Source organism: Streptomyces sp. NPDC104371, assembly GCF_055583785.1.
In genome coordinates this window covers 306,172-323,472 of the sequence record NZ_JBVJNF010000003.1, presented here as the reverse complement: position 1 = coordinate 323,472, position 17,301 = coordinate 306,172, and the positions used below count along the sequence as shown (strand labels likewise).

General features: G+C 69.6%; 16 protein-coding genes and 1 tRNA gene. 4 read left to right on the top strand and 13 right to left on the bottom strand.

Annotation, left to right across the window (positions count from 1 at the left end; translation table 11 throughout):
• Positions 1–80: 80 nt before the first annotated feature.
• The 10 genes from ACZ60T_RS12110 to ACZ60T_RS12065 form a co-directional block, all read right to left on the bottom strand.
• Positions 81–833 carry an amino acid ABC transporter ATP-binding protein gene (locus ACZ60T_RS12110; protein ID WP_365626257.1) on the bottom strand — a complete coding sequence of 251 codons (753 nt, stop codon included), beginning with the start codon at positions 831–833 and terminating at the stop codon, positions 81–83.
• 60 nt (positions 834–893) lie between these two features.
• Positions 894–1,682 carry an amino acid ABC transporter permease gene (locus ACZ60T_RS12105; RefSeq protein ID WP_469666075.1) on the bottom strand — a complete coding sequence of 263 codons (789 nt, stop codon included), beginning with the start codon at positions 1,680–1,682 and terminating at the stop codon, positions 894–896.
• A gap of 62 nt (positions 1,683–1,744) precedes the next feature.
• Positions 1,745–2,578 carry an ABC transporter substrate-binding protein gene (locus ACZ60T_RS12100; RefSeq protein ID WP_469665783.1) on the bottom strand — a complete coding sequence of 278 codons (834 nt, stop codon included), beginning with the start codon at positions 2,576–2,578 and terminating at the stop codon, positions 1,745–1,747.
• A 650-nt stretch (positions 2,579–3,228) separates the two neighbouring features.
• Positions 3,229–3,302, bottom strand: a tRNA-Pro gene (locus ACZ60T_RS12095).
• A 107-nt stretch (positions 3,303–3,409) separates the two neighbouring features.
• A complete protein-coding gene (locus ACZ60T_RS12090) occupies positions 3,410–3,769 on the bottom strand; it encodes an MmcQ/YjbR family DNA-binding protein (RefSeq protein WP_365628373.1) in 360 nt (119 codons plus the stop codon).
• Between the two features lie 39 nt (positions 3,770–3,808).
• Positions 3,809–4,726 carry a LysR family transcriptional regulator gene (locus ACZ60T_RS12085; protein ID WP_365628317.1) on the bottom strand — a complete coding sequence of 306 codons (918 nt, stop codon included), beginning with the start codon at positions 4,724–4,726 and terminating at the stop codon, positions 3,809–3,811.
• A gap of 79 nt (positions 4,727–4,805) precedes the next feature.
• The gene (locus ACZ60T_RS12080) at positions 4,806–5,999 is read right to left on the bottom strand and encodes a glycine C-acetyltransferase (RefSeq protein ID WP_365628314.1); all 1,194 of its coding nucleotides are present in this window, start codon (positions 5,997–5,999) and stop codon (positions 4,806–4,808) included.
• Between the two features lie 47 nt (positions 6,000–6,046).
• The gene (tdh, locus tag ACZ60T_RS12075; RefSeq protein WP_365628370.1) at positions 6,047–7,075 is read right to left on the bottom strand and encodes an L-threonine 3-dehydrogenase; all 1,029 of its coding nucleotides are present in this window, start codon (positions 7,073–7,075) and stop codon (positions 6,047–6,049) included.
• A 257-nt stretch (positions 7,076–7,332) separates the two neighbouring features.
• Positions 7,333–9,063, bottom strand: coding sequence for an ATP-binding protein (locus ACZ60T_RS12070; RefSeq protein WP_469665782.1), 1,731 nt, complete (start codon positions 9,061–9,063; stop codon positions 7,333–7,335).
• 304 nt (positions 9,064–9,367) lie between these two features.
• Positions 9,368–10,291, bottom strand: a complete 924-nt coding sequence (locus ACZ60T_RS12065; protein ID WP_469665781.1) for an RNA polymerase sigma-70 factor — start codon at positions 10,289–10,291, stop codon at positions 9,368–9,370.
• Positions 10,292–10,475: 184 nt separating this feature from the next.
• Here ACZ60T_RS12065 and ACZ60T_RS12060 point away from each other — a divergent pair, with 184 nt between their 5' ends.
• The gene (locus ACZ60T_RS12060) at positions 10,476–12,092 is read left to right on the top strand and encodes an MFS transporter (RefSeq protein WP_469665780.1); all 1,617 of its coding nucleotides are present in this window, start codon (positions 10,476–10,478) and stop codon (positions 12,090–12,092) included.
• Positions 12,093–12,191: 99 nt separating this feature from the next.
• Here ACZ60T_RS12060 and ACZ60T_RS12055 read toward each other — a convergent pair whose 3' ends face one another.
• Together ACZ60T_RS12055 and ACZ60T_RS12050 are read right to left on the bottom strand one after the other, a co-directional pair.
• Positions 12,192–12,623 (bottom strand): cupin, encoded by a 432-nt coding sequence (locus ACZ60T_RS12055; RefSeq protein WP_469665779.1) that lies wholly within the window; start codon positions 12,621–12,623, stop codon positions 12,192–12,194.
• On the bottom strand, positions 12,620–14,068 hold the full coding sequence (locus ACZ60T_RS12050; protein WP_469665778.1) for an MFS transporter: 1,449 nt from the start codon (positions 14,066–14,068) through the stop codon (positions 12,620–12,622). The genes ACZ60T_RS12055 and ACZ60T_RS12050 overlap by 4 nt, the downstream gene beginning before the upstream one ends.
• Before the next feature lie 56 nt (positions 14,069–14,124).
• On the opposite strand from ACZ60T_RS12050, the gene ACZ60T_RS12045 reads away from it, so the two are divergent.
• Positions 14,125–14,796, top strand: a complete 672-nt coding sequence (locus tag ACZ60T_RS12045; RefSeq protein ID WP_469665777.1) for a TetR/AcrR family transcriptional regulator — start codon at positions 14,125–14,127, stop codon at positions 14,794–14,796.
• A 48-nt stretch (positions 14,797–14,844) separates the two neighbouring features.
• On the opposite strand, the gene ACZ60T_RS12040 is transcribed toward ACZ60T_RS12045, so the two are convergent.
• On the bottom strand, positions 14,845–15,564 hold the full coding sequence (locus ACZ60T_RS12040) for an FAD binding domain-containing protein (protein ID WP_469665776.1): 720 nt from the start codon (positions 15,562–15,564) through the stop codon (positions 14,845–14,847).
• A gap of 329 nt (positions 15,565–15,893) precedes the next feature.
• Here ACZ60T_RS12040 and ACZ60T_RS12035 point away from each other — a divergent pair, with 329 nt between their 5' ends.
• Complete coding sequence (locus ACZ60T_RS12035) at positions 15,894–16,763, top strand: MBL fold metallo-hydrolase (protein ID WP_469665775.1); 870 nt, start codon at positions 15,894–15,896, stop codon at positions 16,761–16,763.
• Between the two features lie 90 nt (positions 16,764–16,853).
• Entirely contained in the window at positions 16,854–17,276 is a 423-nt protein-coding gene (locus tag ACZ60T_RS12030) for a cupin domain-containing protein (RefSeq protein ID WP_469665774.1), read from the top strand.
• Positions 17,277–17,301: the final 25 nt, after the last annotated feature.

Below are 17,301 nucleotides of genomic sequence, written 5' to 3'. Positions count from 1 at the left end.
AGATCAACCCAAGCCACCCACCCACAGGTTGACGTGACGCCATGCCCGACAGGGCGAGAGGGCTTCGTCGACGCAGCGGCCTATGTCTCGACGTCGGTGGGGTGGACGACCCGCGCCAGGAAGGAACGGGTGCGCGCGTGCTCGGGGTTGACGAGAACCTCGTTCGGCGGTCCTGCCTCGACCACGACCCCACCGTCCATGAAGACCACGCGGTCAGCGACCTCACGGGCGAAGCCCATCTCATGGGTGACGACCATCATGGTCATGCCCTCGTCGGCGAGCGAGCGCATCACGGCCAGTACGTCACCGACGAGTTCGGGATCGAGGGCGCTGGTCGGCTCGTCGAAGAGCATCAACTCCGGCCCCATCGACAGGGCGCGTGCGATGGCCACGCGCTGCTGTTGTCCGCCGGAGAGTTGCGCGGGGTAGCTGTCCTCCTTGTCGGCGAGGCCGACCCGGGCGAGGTTCTGGCGAGCCACCCGGGCGGAGTCCCCCTTGCCCCGGCCCAGCACGCGTCGCTGGGCGATCGTGAGGTTCTCCAGCACGCTCAGATGGGCGAAGAGGTTGAACTGCTGGAACACCATGCCGATCCGGCGGCGTACGAGGTCGATGTCCACGTCCGGGTCGGTGACATCCGTGCCGGCCAGAACCACGCGGCCGGCCGTAGGCCGTTCCAGGAGGTTGGCACAGCGGAGCAATGTGGATTTGCCTGAGCCCGACGGGCCGATGACACAGACCACCTCACCCCGTGCGACAGTGAAGTCGATCCCGCGCAACACATGAAGGTCGCCGAACGATTTGTGCAGTCCCTGGATATCGATGGCCGCGGTCATCTCGGTGCCTCTGCCTTTTCGCGTCGTAGGGGCGTCATGGCCGCCGACGGAGGTCATGGTTCACCTGGCCTTTGCGTGCCGGGCTTCGAGGCGGCGTACGACGTATCCGAGTGGAATCGTGATGAGCAGGTAGCACAGCCCGGCGACGAAGATCGGTGTCGTGTTGGCGGTCTCACCGGCCAAGTCCCGGCCGAACTTGGTGAGTTCACGGGTCTCCAGAGAGACGCCGAGGAACAGTACGAGCGAGGAGTCCTTGAACAGCAGGACCAACTCGTTGGTGAGAGGAGGCACGATGATCCTGAAGGCCTGGGGGATGACGATCGAGCGCATGGCCTGCCCGTACGACATGCCCAGGGTTCGCGCCGCCTCCATCTGGCCACGGGGAACGGCCTGGATACCGGCCCTGATGGTCTCGGCCATGTAGGCGCCGGCGACCAGGCCCAGCGCGATGGCGACTTGACCGTAGGTCCCGCCCGGGATGGCCATACCCGGGAAGGCGAGCGGAACGCCGACCCCGATGAAGATGAAGATGAGCAGAGCGGGCAGCCCGCGGAAGATCTCGATGTACGTGGCGGCGATCCACCGGTAGGGCGCCACGGAGGAGAGCCGCATCAGCGCGACGACCAGGCCGAGAACCAGCCCGACCCCGAAACCGGCGAGTGTGTACACCACCGTGTTGGTCAGGGCGACCGTGATCAGGTCCGGGAACATCCGGGCAGCCACGGACGGATCCAGGAACTGGTGCTTCAGTTGCCGCCAGTCGGCCAGTACGACGACGAGCGCCAGGGCGACGGTGAGCACCACGTACTGTGTACTTCGGATGATCTTGCGGCGGCGGCGCGGCGTCATCACCCGCCGACGCGGCGGCGCGGCAACGGCGGAGGAGTCATCGGCCGGAGTCCGGGTCACGCTCACTGTGCGTCCGCTCCCTCGGGCATGGGACCGATCCACCGCTCGTAGAGTTTCCTGTACGTGCCATCGGACTTGGCCGTCGCAAGGGCCTTGTTGATGGCCTTCAGCAGTTGCGGGTTGCCGTTCTTCTTGACAGCGAAGCCGTATTGCTCGCCGGTGCGGACGAAACCGGCGAGTTCGAACTTGGCCGCGTCGGCCGGGTCCTTGAGCCAGGTCTGGACGACCGGGTAATCCTGGATGATCACGTCGACCTGCCCCGTGCGCAGTCCGTTGAGCTCAGCGTCGGAGCTCTCGAACGACGTCGGGTCCAGACCCTCGTCACGAGCCTTGCTCTCACCCGTGGTCGCTGATTGAGACCCCATCTTGATCTTCTTGCTCTTGATGTCCGCCAGCGTCTTGGCGCTCACCCCCTTGCGGGTCAACAGCGCCTGGTCGGCCTGGAAGTAGGGAGAGGAGAAGTCGATGTTCTGCTTGCGCTCGGCGGTGATGGTCATGCCGGCCGCGGCCACATCGCAGATACCGGCGTTGAGATCGGCACCGGTCTTGATCGTCTCGAAGGACTTGTCGATGATCTGCTGCTTGACCCCTAGATCCTTGGCGACCAGGTCGATCATGGCGACGTCGAAGCCGACGGCCTTGCCGTCCTTCTCCAACTGGAAAGGGGGGTACGGCAGATGGGTGCAGGTGGTCAGCGTCCCGGCCTTGACCAGCTTCACCCCGTCCGCCCGGGTCGTTGTGTTGCTTCCGGTGCCGCAGCCGGTGGTCACCAGCGCGAGGCTTGCGACGAGGGCGATGGCAAAGGGTGCGGAGCGGTGGATCAGTCTTCCGTGCATCTTCACTGGGCTCCCCATGTCGCAAGAAGGAGGGACGAGTGGGCTGCGGAGAGGTATCGAACCGAACACAAGCCGGACAAGCTACTGCGCGCGGAGGGGCTGAATCAGACGGGGACCGGACGAGCCGAAGGTGTGGTCCGCGTCTCAAAGCGTGTGGGCCCGGCCACCCTGCCGTAGCCCCGAGTGAAAGTCCAGACGGTCCTCTCTTTCCCCCGCCCCACAGGCTCTTGTCATTCCCACGTGTTCGACTCGCGACATGTCCGTACGTCTGCCGATGCTTGTTGCTTGTTGCTTGTTAGGGCACTTGGCCCGTCGGCAGTCCTCTGTTCGTCCGTGCGGGACGCGGGCCGCGCTTCAGTCGGCAGGTTGCCGAGTCGACGTCGCCCACTTCGGGACCGCTACTGACAACGCGCGGGGAACCGAGCGTGCCCCTGCCCGAGCCGGGATAGAGCCGCAGCGTGTCGAGGAACGTGCAGAGCCCCGACACCACGTCGAAGCACGGCACGACGTCGAGAGACTGCGGAGAGTTTCCGCAGCAGGAGCAGCAGGCAGACACAGGGAGCGGAAGACGGCACCCAGCCCGCCCCCACCAACGCCTCAGGGGCCCTCCAAAGAGAGCCCCTGACCTGCGGAAATATCCGACATCGCTGTCGGGACGACAGGATTTGAACCTGCGACCCCTTGACCCCCAGTCAAGTGCGCTACCAAGCTGCGCCACGTCCCGTTGCCCGTCTGACCTGGGGTTTCCCCTGGGTGAACGTGCAGGGAAACAATACCGCACTCCGGACCTTGGTCGCGCACCGGTTTGGTGGTGCCGTCTGGGGGCGCGGGTCAGCCTGCGGTGGGGAGGCCCAGGTCGGGGTGGTGGTCGAGGAGGCGGGGCGGGGCTGCCTGGCGCCAGGAGTCGGCGAGGATGTCACGCAGCTCGCCCTCGTCCTCCAGGGCGGCGAGGCGCACCCGGATCCAGGCGAACTGTGCCTCGTGCCCGGCGATCCAGAACTTCCCGGGCTCGGCGAGGACCAGCTCGTCCCGCTCCTCCTTGGGGCAGCGCACCGCTATGGACGTCTCGTCCTCGGGCAGGGTGGCGAACATCTTCCCGCCCACCCTGAACGTGGGCATGCCCCAGGCGACCTTCTCCGTCGTGTCGGGCAGGGAAAGGGCGAAACGGCGTACGTCTTCGGCGTCCGGCATGGTCGGCACACTAACCAACGCCACTGACAATCGGCGCTCTCAGTCGATCGTCCAGTCGATCGTCGCCGCCTCGGTCAACGCGTCCAGCACGGGGCGGATCAACGGATGCTCCTCCGCGCCCCGGCGTACGGCCGCGAAGACCCGGCGGGTGGGGGCCACCCCGTCGACCGGGCGGACCACCACACCCGTGAGGTCCATGCCGCGCAGGGCCGAGCGCGGCACCAGGGCCACGCCCGCGTCGGCTGAGGCGAGCGCGACCACGGCGCGGAAGTCGTCGGAGGAGTGTTCGAGGCGGAGCTGGAATCCGGCGTGCTCGCAGGCCATGACGACCACGTCGTGACAGGGGTTGCCGGGGTACGGGCCGATCCACGGGTCCTTGGCCAGTTCGGCGAGCGGGACCTCGTCCGCGTCGGCCAGCCGGTGCGTGACCGGGACCACCGCGTCGAAGGGCTCGGCGTACAGCGGGATGTGCGTGAGCCGGGGGTCGTCGGCGTCGGGCGCGCCGCGGTACTCGACGGCGACCGCGACGTCGACCTGCCGGTCCAGGACCATGGGCAGGCTCGCGTCGCCCTCGGCGTCCTGGACGCGGACCCGGATGCCGGGTGCGCCGCGCGCCAGCCGGGCCAGCGCCGGGCCGACGACCAGGCCGATGCCGGTGGCGAACGACGCGAGCGTCACCGTACCCGCCGAGCCCGCACTGTACGCGGCCAACTCCGCCTCCGCGCGCTCCAGTTGGGCGAGTACGGCATGGGTGTGGCCGAGCAGGATCTCCCCGGCCGGGGTCAGTCGTACCCCTCTGGCACCGCGGTCGACGAGCCGGTGCCCTGTCTCCTGTTCCAGCGCGGTGAGCTGCTGGGACACGGCCGAGGGGGTCAGATAGAGCGCGGCGGCTGCCGCCGTGACCGTGCGATGGTCGGCCACCGCACGAAGGATGTGGAGCCGCCGCGCTTCGATCATGCGAATGATTATCGCAATGCGTCCGACCCGGTTCGGCCGGGTGGACTGATCAGCCGGGTGGACTGATCAAAGGGGCCGGTCAGGCCTCCAGCTCACCCCTGGCCGCCACGAACGCGTCGACCGCGCGGTTCACGTCCTCCGTCGAGTGCGCGGCGGAGAGCTGGACGCGGATGCGGGCCTGCCCCTGCGGCACCACCGGGTAGGAGAAGCCCACCGCGTACACGCCGCGCTCCAGCAGCAGCTCCGCCAGGCGGCCCGCCTTCGCCGCGTCGCCGATCATGACCGGGGCGATGGCATGGTCGCCGGGCAGGATGTCGAAGCCCTCCTCGGTCATCCGGCGGCGGAAGAGCGCGGTGTTCGCGGCCAGCTTCTCGCGCAGGTCACCCGCCGACTCCAGCAGGTCGAGCACCTTGAGCGAGGCCGCCGCGATCACCGGGGCGAGAGTGTTCGAGAAGAGGTACGGACGCGAGCGCTGCCGCAGCAGGGCGACGATCTCCGCACGCGCGGCGACGTACCCGCCGGACGCGCCACCGAGCGCCTTGCCGAGCGTGCCCGTGATGATGTCGACGCGGTCCATGACCCCGTGCAGTTCGGGCGTGCCGCGCCCACCGGCGCCGACGAAGCCGACCGCGTGCGAGTCGTCGACCATGACCATGGCGCCGTAGCGGTCGGCCAGGTCGCAGATCTCGCGCAGCGGGGCGACGTAGCCGTCCATGGAGAACACGCCGTCGGTGACGATCAGCGTGCGGCGCGCACCCGCGGCCTCCTTCAACTGCTGTTCCAGGTCCGCGAGATCACGGTTGGCGTAGCGGAGGCGGCGGGCCTTGCACAGGCGGATGCCGTCGATGATCGAGGCGTGGTTGAGGGCGTCGGAGATGACCACGTCCTCGGGGCCGAGGAGGGTCTCGAAGACACCGCCGTTGGCGTCGAAGCAGGAGGAGTAGAGGATCGTGTCCTCCTGGCCGAGGAACGCCGACAGCCGCGCCTCCAGCTCCTTGTGCACCTCCTGCGTACCGCAGATGAAGCGCACGGACGCCATGCCGTAGCCCCAGCGGTCCAGGGCCTCGTGGGCGGCGGCGATCACCTCGGGGTGGTCGGCGAGCCCGAGGTAGTTGTTGGCGCAGAAGTTGAGCACCTCGCCCGGACGGCCCCCGGCGGTGACGTTCACGGTCGCGGACTGCGGGGTGTCGATCACACGCTCGGGCTTGTGCAGACCGGCGGCACGGATCTCGTCGAGGGTGGCGCGAAGGTCGTCGCGCACGGAGTCGAACATGAGGGGGCTCCTAGAGGGATGTACGAGTCAGGGAGGTGGGGCGGCGCTCACGCGCTCCAGTCGAGGATGACCTTGCCGCCCCGGCCGCCGGCCGCGTCCTCGAACGCCGCCTCGAAGTCGCGGTAGTCGTAGCGGCCGGTGATCACGGGCGCGAGGTCCAGGCCGCCCTCCAGCAGCACCGACATCGCATACCACGTCTCGAACATCTCGCGGCCGTAGATGCCCTTGATCGTGATCATGGAGGTGACGATCCGGGCCCAGTCGACGGGGAACTCCTGGGACGGCAGCCCGAGCATGGCGATCCGGCCGCCGTGCGTCATGTTCGCGATCATGTCGCGCATCGCCTCGGGGCGACCGGACATCTCCAGGCCGATGTCGAAGCCCTCACGCAGTCCGAGCGCCCGCTGGCCGTCGGCGATCGTGGCGTCGGAGACGTTCAGCGCCAGGCTCACGCCGATCTTGCGCGCGAGGGCCAGACGCTCCTCGCTGACGTCGGTGACGACGACGTTGCGGGCGCCGGCGTGCCGGGCCACCGCGGCGGCCATCAGACCGATCGGGCCCGCTCCGGTGATCAGTACGTCCTCGCCGACCAGCGGGAAGGACAGGGCGGTGTGCACGGCGTTGCCGAACGGGTCGAAGATCGCGGCGACATCGAGGTCGACGGGGACCCGGTGCACCCACACATTGGTGGCGGGCAGCGCCACGTACTCGGCGAACGCGCCGTCACGGCCGACGCCCAGGCCGACCGTCGCACGGCACAAGTGGCGGCGCCCGGCCAGGCAGTTGCGGCACTTCCCGCACACCAGATGGCCCTCGCCGCTGACCCGGTCGCCGGTCTTGACGTCCACGACGTCCCTGCCGGTGGCGACGACCTCGCCGACGAACTCGTGCCCCGCGACCAGCGGGGTCCGGATGGCCTGCTGCGCCCAGCCGTCCCAGGAACGGATGTGCAGATCGGTGCCGCAGATCCCGGTCCTGAGGACCTTGATCAGTACGTCACCGGGGCCTATCTCGGGTTCCGGAACGTCCATGAGCCACAGGCCGGGCTCTGCCTTCTGCTTGACCAGCGCCTTCAACGCCACGGCTCCTGTTGTGAGTTCCCGGACGAAGGCATGCCGAAGGAGCCCGCGCCGGGGAGAGGGGTGAGATCTCGTTGAAATCTGCCGTATGGCGGGCGCCTCGGTCCATCGAGGATTTCTTAAGCTCGGCCGCAGCTTTCCTTCACGTCATGAGCGTTACGGGTGATACGGGCGTTACAGGTGTTCCAGGTGTTCCTGGTGTTCCCGGTGTTCCCGGTGTTCCAGGCGGGCGTTCCGGTCACGAGGCGTACGGGTCACGGGGCCTCGTGGTGAGGTACGCGCCAGGCGCGTGGTTCCGTCCTGTACGCCGGGGCCCCGGACGGCAGGCCGAGGCGGGGCGGCTCCGGGTACGGGGTGGGGGCGATGGCGGGTTCCAGGCGGGGGTCCGCCGTGGTGACAGGTTCCGGCTCCGGGTACGGGGCCCCGGGCCGGTCGGGGTCCGGGCCGAGGAGTGGTACGGGGGCGTCCTCGAGTCGGGGCGCGCTGTACTCCTGGGCACGGCGTCGGGGCAGGAGGGGTTTGCCGAGGAGGTCGTCGGCGAGGGTGGCGTCGGCCAGGGCGGCGGGCGTGACCTCGACGGGGTCCCGCTGGGGGCACTCGGTGTCGCGGACCGGCGGCGGGGACGGCTCGTGTTCCTCCGGCGGCGGGGGCACCGGATGGATGCCCGTGGTCTCCGCCTCCTGACCGCAGGTCGTCACCGGCACCCCCAGCGACCCCGTGCCCCCGGCCGTCCTGCCCTGCGGTGCCACGGGAGTCATGGACTCGGACAGGGCAGGTGCCGCGGCGCCGAGCAGACTCTGCGGTACGACGAGCACCGCCTGGACCCCGCCGTAGATGTTGGTCCGCACCTGCACATGGATGCCGTACCGCTGGGCGAGCCGGGCGACGACGTACAGGCCGATGTGGCCGTCCGCCAGCAGATCGGCGGCGTTGACCTGATCGGGGTCCGCCAGCAGGGCGTTCACCCTGTTCTGTTCGTCGGCGGGCATGCCGGGCCCGCGGTCCTCGACCTCGACTGCGAGCCCCGAGGTGACGAGGCTTGCGCGCAACAGGACTTGGGTGTGCGGCGCGGAGAACACCGTGGCGTTCTCGACGAGTTCGGCGACCAGATGGCTGACGTCGGCGACGGCGTGCCCGCGCAGGGCGCCTTCGGTCGGCGGCACCAGCTTGACCCGTTCGTACTCGTCGATCTCGGCGATCGCGGAGCGCAGCACCTCGGTCATGGGGACGGGCTTGCTCCAGCGGCGGCGTGACTCGGCGCCGCCGAGCACGGTGAGGTTCTCGGCGTGGCGCCGGATGCGGGTGGCCACATGGTCGACGCGGAAGAGGTCCTTGAGCAGATCGGGGCACTCGGTGTCGCGCTCCAACTCGTCGAGGATCGAGATCCCTTGGTGCACGAGTGGCTGAAGGCGCCGCGCGAGGGTGCCGAAGACCGCCAGCTTCTGTTCGCTGCCCGCCTGGCTGGAGAGTCGCGCGGCCTGGACGACGGCGGCGACGGCGCTGTCCTGGGCGCGGGCCAGTTCCGCGGCGAGCAGGGTGAACTCGTCGGCGTCCGCGGCGGGTTCGGCACGCGGCTTGCGTACGGGCGGCGCCTCGCCGCGGCGCAACGACTCCACGAGGGCGGGCAGTTCGGCCTCGTCGCGGGCGGCGGCACCGCGCAGCGCGTCGAGGCCCTCGGTCACGGACCGGGCGGTGCGGCCCGCGGCCAGGGCGGCGGTCACGATGCCCGCCACGGTCACCGCGCAGGCGCCCGCGAGCACGGTCCATAGCAGGGGGGTGGGGCGGAGGTCGGTGGAGAGGACGGCGAACAGCACGGCGGCGCCCGCGCTGAGGGCCGTGGCGAGGGGCGGCAGGATCGCCAGACGCAGCAGTCGGGGTCTGATGCGCGTCCTGGACGGTGAAGGGAGGGGGTGGGCGACCGGCCGTCCGTGCCGCCCGCCCTCCTGGCGGTCTGCGCGTGCGGCCGGTGCGCGAAGGTGAGACATCGTTGTCCTCGTACTGGGCGTGTCGGGTGCGTGGGTGCTCCCCCAGGTCTGTACGACTCGCAGGTCTTCCGTACGACTCGGGCATGCGCCATCGCGGCGCCGGTCGAGAGAGCCGAACCACTCGACCCTGCGTCGACTGACCACAACCGAGAGTAGTCGCCAATAGGGCGGGTTAGGTGGGTTGTTGGCCACTTCGCCTGGTGAGCATCCCGCTCTGGCATGAGGGGTCGTACGACAGACCGATAACTCCGCCGCCGATGCGCTCACATATCCCCGCGAATCGACCGGAGTTGAGCGGAAGCGATCAGCGGCTCACCGCGGTCTCCCGCCCCACGCGCGACAGCTTGTGCGGATTGCGCACGTGGTAGAGCCCGGTGACGTACCCGTTCTCGACCCGCACCGTCAGTACGCCGTCCAGTTCGCCGTCGAGTCGAACGAGCAGCCCCGGGCCGCCGTTGACCTGGACCAGCTCGACCGAGCGTTCGGCACCGCGCCGGTACCAGCGGGCAGCCAGCAGCCGAGCCACCTTGTCCACCCCCACGACGGGCCGCAGCATGGCGCGTTTGACACCGCCACCGTCGCTCAGGGCTACGACGTCCGGCGCGAGGATGTCGAGCAGGCTCTGCAAGTCGCCGGTCTCGACGGTGCGTTGGAAGGCTTCGAGCGCGGCTCGGGTCTCGGCCGGGGAGACGATGCCGCGCGGTCGGCGCGCGGCGACGTGCGCCCGCGCCCGGTGCGCGATCTGGCGTACGGCGGCGGGGGTCTTGGCGACGGCTTCGGCGATCTCGCCGTACTCCAGGTCGAACACCTCACGCAGCACGAACACCGCCCGCTCGGTCGGTGCCAGGGTCTCCAGTACCAGCAGCATCGCCATCGAGACACTCTCGGCGAGTTCGACGTCGTCGGCCACATCGGGCGCGGTGAGCAACGGCTCGGGCAGCCACGGCCCGACGTAGGACTCCCTGCACCGACCGAGCGCGCGCAGCCGGTCCAGCGCCTGTCGAGTGACGATCCGTACCAGGTAGGCACGCTCGTCCCGGACGACGGCGAGGTCGACGCCCACCCAGCGCAGCCAGGTCTCCTGAAGGACGTCCTCGGCGTCGGTGGCCGAACCGAGCATCTCGTAGGCGACGGTGAACAGCAGGTTCCGGTGGGTCACGAACACGTCGGTGGCGCGGTCCGCGCGCCCCTCGGCCGCGCCCGTGGGTCGTTCACTCGGCTCGCTCATGCCCGGCTCCCGCCTGTCCGCTCCGCGTACTGCCCCACGCACAAGACGGCCGCACCCCAGCGAGTTGTGACACCCCGGCACGGTGTCCCACGTCACACGGCCGCGCTGTCACAGGGATCGAGGCGGCGCCGTCTTGTGTGTGTCACCGACTCCGAGCATGTGCGTACAGAAGGCAGACCGACACATGGCCGACACCGCCCTTCCCGACAACAGCCCCGAACGCCTCGACGGCTCCGACCACTTCGACGGCTCCGAACGCCTCACCGGCCCCGGTATATCCGCGGGCAGGACGGGAGACTCCCCGCCCGCCCCCGATCCCCGCCGCTGGTGGGGTCTCGTGGTCATCGCCCTCGCCCAGCTCATCGTGGTGCTGGACATGACCATCGTCAACATCGCCCTGCCGTCCGCCCAGCAGGACCTCGGGATGACCGACGGCAACCGGCAATGGGTCATCACCGCCTACACCCTCGCCTTCGGCGGTCTGCTGCTGCTCGGTGGCCGCCTCGGCGACCTGTTCGGACGCAAGCGCGCGTTCGTCATCGGTCTGATCGGCTTCGCCGGGGCCTCGGCGCTCGGCGGCGCCGCCACCGGCCCCGGCATGCTCTTCGCGGCCCGCGCGCTGCAAGGGGCGTTCGCCGCGCTGCTGGCTCCCGCCGCGCTGTCCTTGATGACCACGACCTTCACCGACCCGCGCGAACGCGGCAAGGCGTTCGGCGTGTTCGGCGCCATCGCCGGGGCGGGCAGCGCCATCGGCATGCTGGTCGGCGGCTTCCTCACCGAGTACCTGGACTGGCGCTGGTGCCTGTACGTCAACGCCCCGGTGGCCGTCCTCGCGGTGGTCGGCGCGACCATGATGCTCAAGGACCCGGGGCGCCGGACCGACGCTCAACTCGACATCTTCGGCGCAGTGTTGGGCACGGCCGGTGTCCTCTCCATCGTCTACGGCTTCAGCGAGGCCGAGTCCCGCGGCTGGACGGACAGCCTGGTACTGACTCTTCTGTTCGGCGGCGTGGCGCTCCTCGGGGCCTTCGCGCTGCGGCAGAACCGCGCCCGGACACCGCTGCTCCCCCTCCACATCGTCAAGGACCGCCAACGCGCGGGCGCCTACGTGACGATGGCCCTGGTCACCATCGCGATGTTCGGCGTCTTCCTGTTCCTGACCTACTACTTGCAGGGCATCAAGGACTGGTCACCGCTGCGGACCGGTGTGGCCTACCTCCCGATGACCGTCTGCATGATCATCGGTTCCACCCAGATCTCGGCACGGCTGCTGCACAAGGTACCGGCCCGCGTACTGATCACGCCCGGTCTGACGATGGCCGCCGGTGGTCTGGCCTTCCTGGCTTCCATGGACGTCGATGCCACCTACCTCGGCCATGTCCTGCCAGGCATCAGCCTGATGGGCCTCGGCATGGGCGTCACCTTCATGGCGGCCATCTCCACGGCCACCGGCCGCGTCGCCCCGCACGAGCAGGGGGCGGCCTCGGCGACGCTCAACACCATGCAGCAGGTGGGTGGTTCGGTCGGCACCGCGCTGCTCAACACGATCGCGGCGAGCGTGTCCACGGGCTGGCTGACCGACCACCACATCAACCCCGCCGAGCAGACACCGCGGGCGAAGGCGGCGTTGGCGGAGGCGACCGTGCACGGCTACTCCGTGGCGACCTGGATCTCCGCGGGCATCATGCTGCTGGCCGCGGCCGTCGCGGGTGTCTTCGTCAACGCCGGGGCACCGGGCCGACAGGCCGACCGTACGGCCCGGACGGTCGAGGCTGCCGAGACGCCCACTCGCGTGGGTTAGCCTCCGGCATGCCCCGGCATCGCGGGGCCCAAGTCCGGCCGTGGCTCTTCCCCCTTGCCGGCTACGGTACTTGGGCCCCGCATCCGCCAGAGGCACACCTCACCGCGCGTCGGTACGCCTCTCCAGGCGTGTGCCCTCGCGCAGGGTGATCGACATCAGGGTGCTGGGGGCGTCCAGTTCCAGGCGATGCCAACGTCCACGAGGGACGATCACGGCGGTGCCCGCCCCCAACCGCACCGTCTCCTCGGTGCCTTCGGGTTCGTCGGGGCGGAAGGAGAACCGGACGCCGCCGGTCAAGCAGCACACGGCCTCCTCCGCCTTCGGGTGCATCTCCCAGTGGTCGGCGTGGACATCGGCGTCGGTCTCCACGTGGAACGTCGCGATCTGCCAGGCACCGGAGTCGCTGCCGGTCATCCGCCGTTCGGCGGCTCGGACCGCGCCGTCGGGGTGGATGTGCAGCGCCGAGGCGAACAAGTCGACCGGAGAGACGGGCGAGTTGGGTGAGTTGAGTGCGAGGGGGGTCGTCGTCATGACAGCGTTCCTTCCAGTCGGTTCTCCGTAGGGGCATCGGGGCGCGGCGCGGGCGGTTCGGCCCGGCTGCGGGGCAGTACGACGATCGCGACAACCGCCGCGGTCACGAAGAGGGCGGCGGCGACGGCCAGACCGAGCGCGTAGCCGCCGTTGACCGCGGCGGGGTCGGTGGACCTGCCGGTGTGGTGCGCCGCGAGCGTCGCCAGCGCGGCCAGGCCGATACAGCCGCCGAGTTGGCGGGAGCTGTTCATCAGTCCGGAGGCCATACCGGCCTCGCGGGGGGCGACGCCGGTGGTCGCGGCGGTGACGATCGGGGCGATGACGAGTCCGACTCCGGTGCCGGTGACGACGCAGGGGCCGAGCACATCGGTGAGGAAGCCGCCGTCGGGACTGATGAAGGCGAACCAGGCCAGGCCCGCGGCGGCCAACAGGGCGCCGGGCACCAGGCAGGCCCGGGGCGTACGGGCCGCGGTGACGCGGGTCGCGACGACGCTGCCGACGATCAGGCTCGCGGAGAACGGCAGGAACGCGGCGCCGGTCGCCGCGGCGCTCATGCCCAACACCTGCTGCATATACAGGGATACGAAGTAGAACGCCGCGAACTGCCCGGCCGTGGAGAAGAAGACGAGTACGTTGGCACCGGCCACCCAGCGGCTGCGCAGCAGACCGAGGCGCAACAGCGGTGCGGACGACCGGGATTCGGCGACGACGAAGGCCGCGAGGAGCACGGTCGCAGCGCCGAGCAGCGTCCACGTGGCCGGTGAGTCCCATCCGTTGATGTCGGTGCGGACGACCCCGAACACCAGCAGCCCGACTCCCCCGGTCGCGAGGAACGCGCCGAGCACGTCGAGCCTCTCGCGCCGGGCGGGGCGCGCTTCGACGGGCACGCCCACGACCACCAGCGCGAGAGCCACCGCCACGATGGGCAGATTGATCAGCATCACCCAGCGCCAACCCGCGTACTCGGTCAGCAGTCCACCCGCGAGCACGCCCAGCGCTCCGCCCGCGGCGTTCACCCCGCTCCACACGCCGAGCGCGCGCACCCGCTGGGGGCCCTCGGTGAACGTGGTGGTGATCATCGCCAGCGTGGCCGGGGTGGCCGCGGCGGCGCCCACCCCCTGACCGGCACGGGCGGCGATCAGTTCCCAAGGAGCCTGGGCCAGTCCGCCCGCAAGCGAGCACAGCCCGAAGACGGCGAGGCCCAGCACGAACATCCGGCGCCGACCGTACAAGTCGCACGCACGGCCTCCGAGCAGCAGGAATCCGCCGAGCGTGAGCGCGTAGACATGCACGACCCAGGACAGATCGAGCGGTGCGAATCCCAGCGCGGTGCGCATGGCGGGCAGTGCGACGTTGACCACCGCGAGGTCCAGGGCGACGACGAACTGGGCGACGGCAGCCGCCGCCAGCACCACTCCGGGGCGCCCCCGTAAGTTTCTGTACATGTAAGAAAACTACTCGCGGAGATCGCCGCTGCCGACACCTGGGGGATGATGAGGGCATGCCGCAACCGTCCGCACCGCGCAAATCCCTTGGCCGACCACCTCGTATCTCGCGTGAGGAGGTCGTAGCCGCGGCCCGCCGGATCGTGGACACCGACGGCGTGAAGCGGCTGACCATGCGACGGCTGGCCGCGGAGATCGGCAGCACACCGATGGCGCTCTACCATCACGTCCGCAACAAGGAGGAGTTGCTCGTCCTGCTGCTGGACGACTACGCCGCCCGGACGCTGCATCGCCCCGAACTGCCCGAGGAGCCCCGCGAGCGCGTCATCGTCGCCACCGAAGCGATCCACGAGGCGCTCGCCAACTGCCCCTGGATCGTGGAAGTCCTGACCGCCGACGATCTGCTGTCCACATCCGCCCTGTGGTTCGTCGAGCAGATCATCGACGGCCTGCTCGCATGCGGACTGACCCCTCGGCAGGCCGTTCATGGATACCGCGCGATCTGGTACTACACCGCCGGGGAGATCGTCGTACGGACGACGGCGACGCGGCGGCGTACCGACGACGACCGTCCGACCTATCGGGAGCGGGTCTTCGGCGATCTCGACCCGAGCGAGCTACCCCGTCTGGCCCAAGTCGCCGACCGTTGGGCGCTGTTGACCGCCGAGGACACCTATCCGGACGGTCTTCGCGCTCTGGTGGACGGCCTTCTGGTCGTCGCCCGCTGAGGACGGCACGGAGCCGCCCGCCTGCTTGCTCCGCCGCCGGCCGCCTGCTCAGCCCGCGCCGAGACCGCGCAACAGGTCGGCGACCTGCGCGTGGACGACCTCCCACGCGTCAATCGGCGCATAGTTAAGGGCAGTTGCACGCAGGGCCTGCACAACCGCGTGCGCGTCACGGTCACACGCGACGCTGCCGCTGAGCACGTCATAGCCGTCGCGGACGGCGACCCGCAGACGCTCGCCGCCCTCCTCCGCGTGCACCGCCGACGTGACCACGAGCGGCGGTGGTCCGCCCACCTCCCCGGCCGCCTTGTGGTACGCACAGGCGATCGGCTCCCGCCAGCGCAGACTCAGCAGCACGGGGCGCTTGGCCACGACCTCGGCCAGGTCCGTCTCATGCACCCCGTCGGGTTCGAGCACGATCGCCCGCGCGTCCAGGACGAGCGCCGGGGGCAGCAGGCAACGCAGCGTGCTCCCGACGAGGTTGCCGCCGACCGTCGCCGTCCGCCGCACGGCACCGGTGCCGATGGAGGAAGCCGCCAGGCGCAGTACGTCCGGCACCCGCCCGTCGACCTGGTGCAGCAGCACCGCGCCGCCCAGGGTCTCCCGCCCCACGACATTGGCCTCGGGCAACTCCCGTAGCGACATGGCAAGTTCCGGGAAGCCGTCCCGCTGCCATGTGGCCCACACGAGCGTCGCCCCACCGATCGGCACCGCCCCCTCGGCCAGGCACTCCTGCGCTTCGGACACAGACCTCGGCACACGCAACAGCACAGCAACCGACCTGCCTTCCACAGGAGTTGTACGAAGGTGGTGGATGACACTTCGGCCGCCCGTCGGCCGACAAGGCAGTCTCCCCACCGCGCCGGGGGCGCATGAAGGGCTCACGCGAGCACGTCGTGCGCCCGCGCGACACGGACGCTGTGGCTCAAGCGGCGAGATCAAGCCGTAGAGCAAGCCATAGAGCAAGCCGCAGAGCTTGCCGCAGAGCGATCCTCGGCGCGGAACACAAGATTCCCGGGGTCTACCGGTTCCGCCCACGAGTGGGATATCTCTGACATACAGCCCTGTCGGGGTCGTATCCCCTCGGAAGGAGCCCTGCCATGGATGGTTGGTATGTGGACGACCGCTGCACCAACTGCGATGTCGCCCGCCAGTACGCGCCGGACCTGATCGACGAGGCCGACGGCAAGTCGCGGATCCGGCGGCTACCGAGCAACGCGGAGGAGCAACAGCGCTTCTACGCCGCTGTCTTCGCCTGCCACACCCGCTCCATCCGCCCGGAGCCCGGGCAGCCCGACCAGACCGATGACCCTTTCCCCATGGCCCTGGACGACAGCGTCCTGCTGTGCGGGCACAACTCCCGGCGTACCGCGGGCGCCAACGCGTACCTGCTCCGACGGCCGTCCGGTGACATGATGATGGTCGACACACCCCGCTGGAGCCGTGAACTCGCCGAGCGGTATGCGGAGTCGGGCCCCGTCACGGATGTGCTGCTGACCCATCGCGACCACGCCGCCCACGGCCGCCGCTACGCGGACCACTACGGCGCCCGGCTGTGGATCCACGAGGGCGACCTCGACGCGGCACCGGACGCCGACCAGGTGATCAAGGGCCTTGAGCCCGTGGAGATCGGCGAGGGTGTCACCGCCCATCCGCTGCCCGGCCACACTCGGGGCAGTGTGCTCTACCTCGCGGACGACCGGTACTGCTTCAGCGGCGACAGCTTCTACTGGTCCCGTACGACCGGTGATCTGGAGGTCGCGGCGAGCGTCACGTGGTACTCCATCGAGGAGTTGGCGGCCTCCCTGGCCAGGACGGCCGGACAGGTGCGCTTCGAGTGGCTCCTGCCCGGTCACGGTGACCGCCACCGGCTGGCAGCCGACGAGATGTCCCGGCGGCTGCGTGAACTCACCGAGCGCGCCGCCCTGTTGAAGCCCCGACCGATCGATTTCACAGCCGTTCGCTGGTGAGCGCCTGCGAAAGCATGTGACGGGTGAGCGGAATCAAGTAGCCTGAGTCGACCCATTCGCCTAGCGCACCAAACCGAAAGGATTCGGTTCATGGGTACTGATTCCGCCGCCGCTCTCTCACTGGTGAACAAGGTCGTGGCCCAGGCATTCGACCGCTGGAGCCCGCCACTGCACCAGGAATTCGACACGAACGCGCACCACGACCAGTGTGGCCAGACGCTGCTGCACGACACCCCTGAGCTGCGCATCTGGCAGACCCACCTCGCCCCCGGCGAGCGACTTCCCGTCCACCGTCACGAGTGCGACTATTACTGGATAGCCCTGACCCCCGGCCAGGCGCGCCAGCACGAAAGCGACGGAACCAGCCGGGAAATCACCTATGAGCGCGGCACCACCCGATACTTCGAATTCAGCGAAGGACAGTATCGCCTCCACGATCTGAAGAATATCGGTGAAGAAGTGCTGTCGTTCCTGATCATCGAGACGCCGGGCAAGGCGAACAAGACCGACTGAGGAACAGGTGGGCCGACGTCGTCGC

Bases quoted from the DNA above. Each gene is read 5' to 3' on its own strand.
- ACZ60T_RS12050 (WP_469665778.1), bottom strand. From the start codon at position 14,068: ATGTACAGAAACTTACGGGGGCGCCCCGGAGTGGTGCTGGCGGCGGCT.
- ACZ60T_RS12090 (WP_365628373.1), bottom strand. From the start codon at position 3,769: ATGCCGGACGCCGAAGACGTACGCCGTTTCGCCCTTTCCCTGCCCGAC.
- ACZ60T_RS12060 (WP_469665780.1), top strand. From the start codon at position 10,476: ATGGCCGACACCGCCCTTCCCGACAACAGCCCCGAACGCCTCGACGGC.
- ACZ60T_RS12080 (WP_365628314.1), bottom strand. From the start codon at position 5,999: ATGTTCGACTCCGTGCGCGACGACCTTCGCGCCACCCTCGACGAGATC.
- ACZ60T_RS12110 (WP_365626257.1), bottom strand. From the start codon at position 833: ATGACCGCGGCCATCGATATCCAGGGACTGCACAAATCGTTCGGCGAC.
- ACZ60T_RS12030 (WP_469665774.1), top strand. From the start codon at position 16,854: ATGGGTACTGATTCCGCCGCCGCTCTCTCACTGGTGAACAAGGTCGTG.
- ACZ60T_RS12105 (WP_469666075.1), bottom strand. From the start codon at position 1,682: ATGACGCCGCGCCGCCGCCGCAAGATCATCCGAAGTACACAGTACGTG.
- ACZ60T_RS12100 (WP_469665783.1), bottom strand. From the start codon at position 2,578: ATGCACGGAAGACTGATCCACCGCTCCGCACCCTTTGCCATCGCCCTC.
- ACZ60T_RS12065 (WP_469665781.1), bottom strand. From the start codon at position 10,291: ATGAGCGAGCCGAGTGAACGACCCACGGGCGCGGCCGAGGGGCGCGCG.
- ACZ60T_RS12070 (WP_469665782.1), bottom strand. From the start codon at position 9,063: ATGTCTCACCTTCGCGCACCGGCCGCACGCGCAGACCGCCAGGAGGGC.
- ACZ60T_RS12055 (WP_469665779.1), bottom strand. From the start codon at position 12,623: ATGACGACGACCCCCCTCGCACTCAACTCACCCAACTCGCCCGTCTCT.
- ACZ60T_RS12085 (WP_365628317.1), bottom strand. From the start codon at position 4,726: ATGATCGAAGCGCGGCGGCTCCACATCCTTCGTGCGGTGGCCGACCAT.
- ACZ60T_RS12045 (WP_469665777.1), top strand. From the start codon at position 14,125: ATGCCGCAACCGTCCGCACCGCGCAAATCCCTTGGCCGACCACCTCGT.
- ACZ60T_RS12035 (WP_469665775.1), top strand. From the start codon at position 15,894: ATGGATGGTTGGTATGTGGACGACCGCTGCACCAACTGCGATGTCGCC.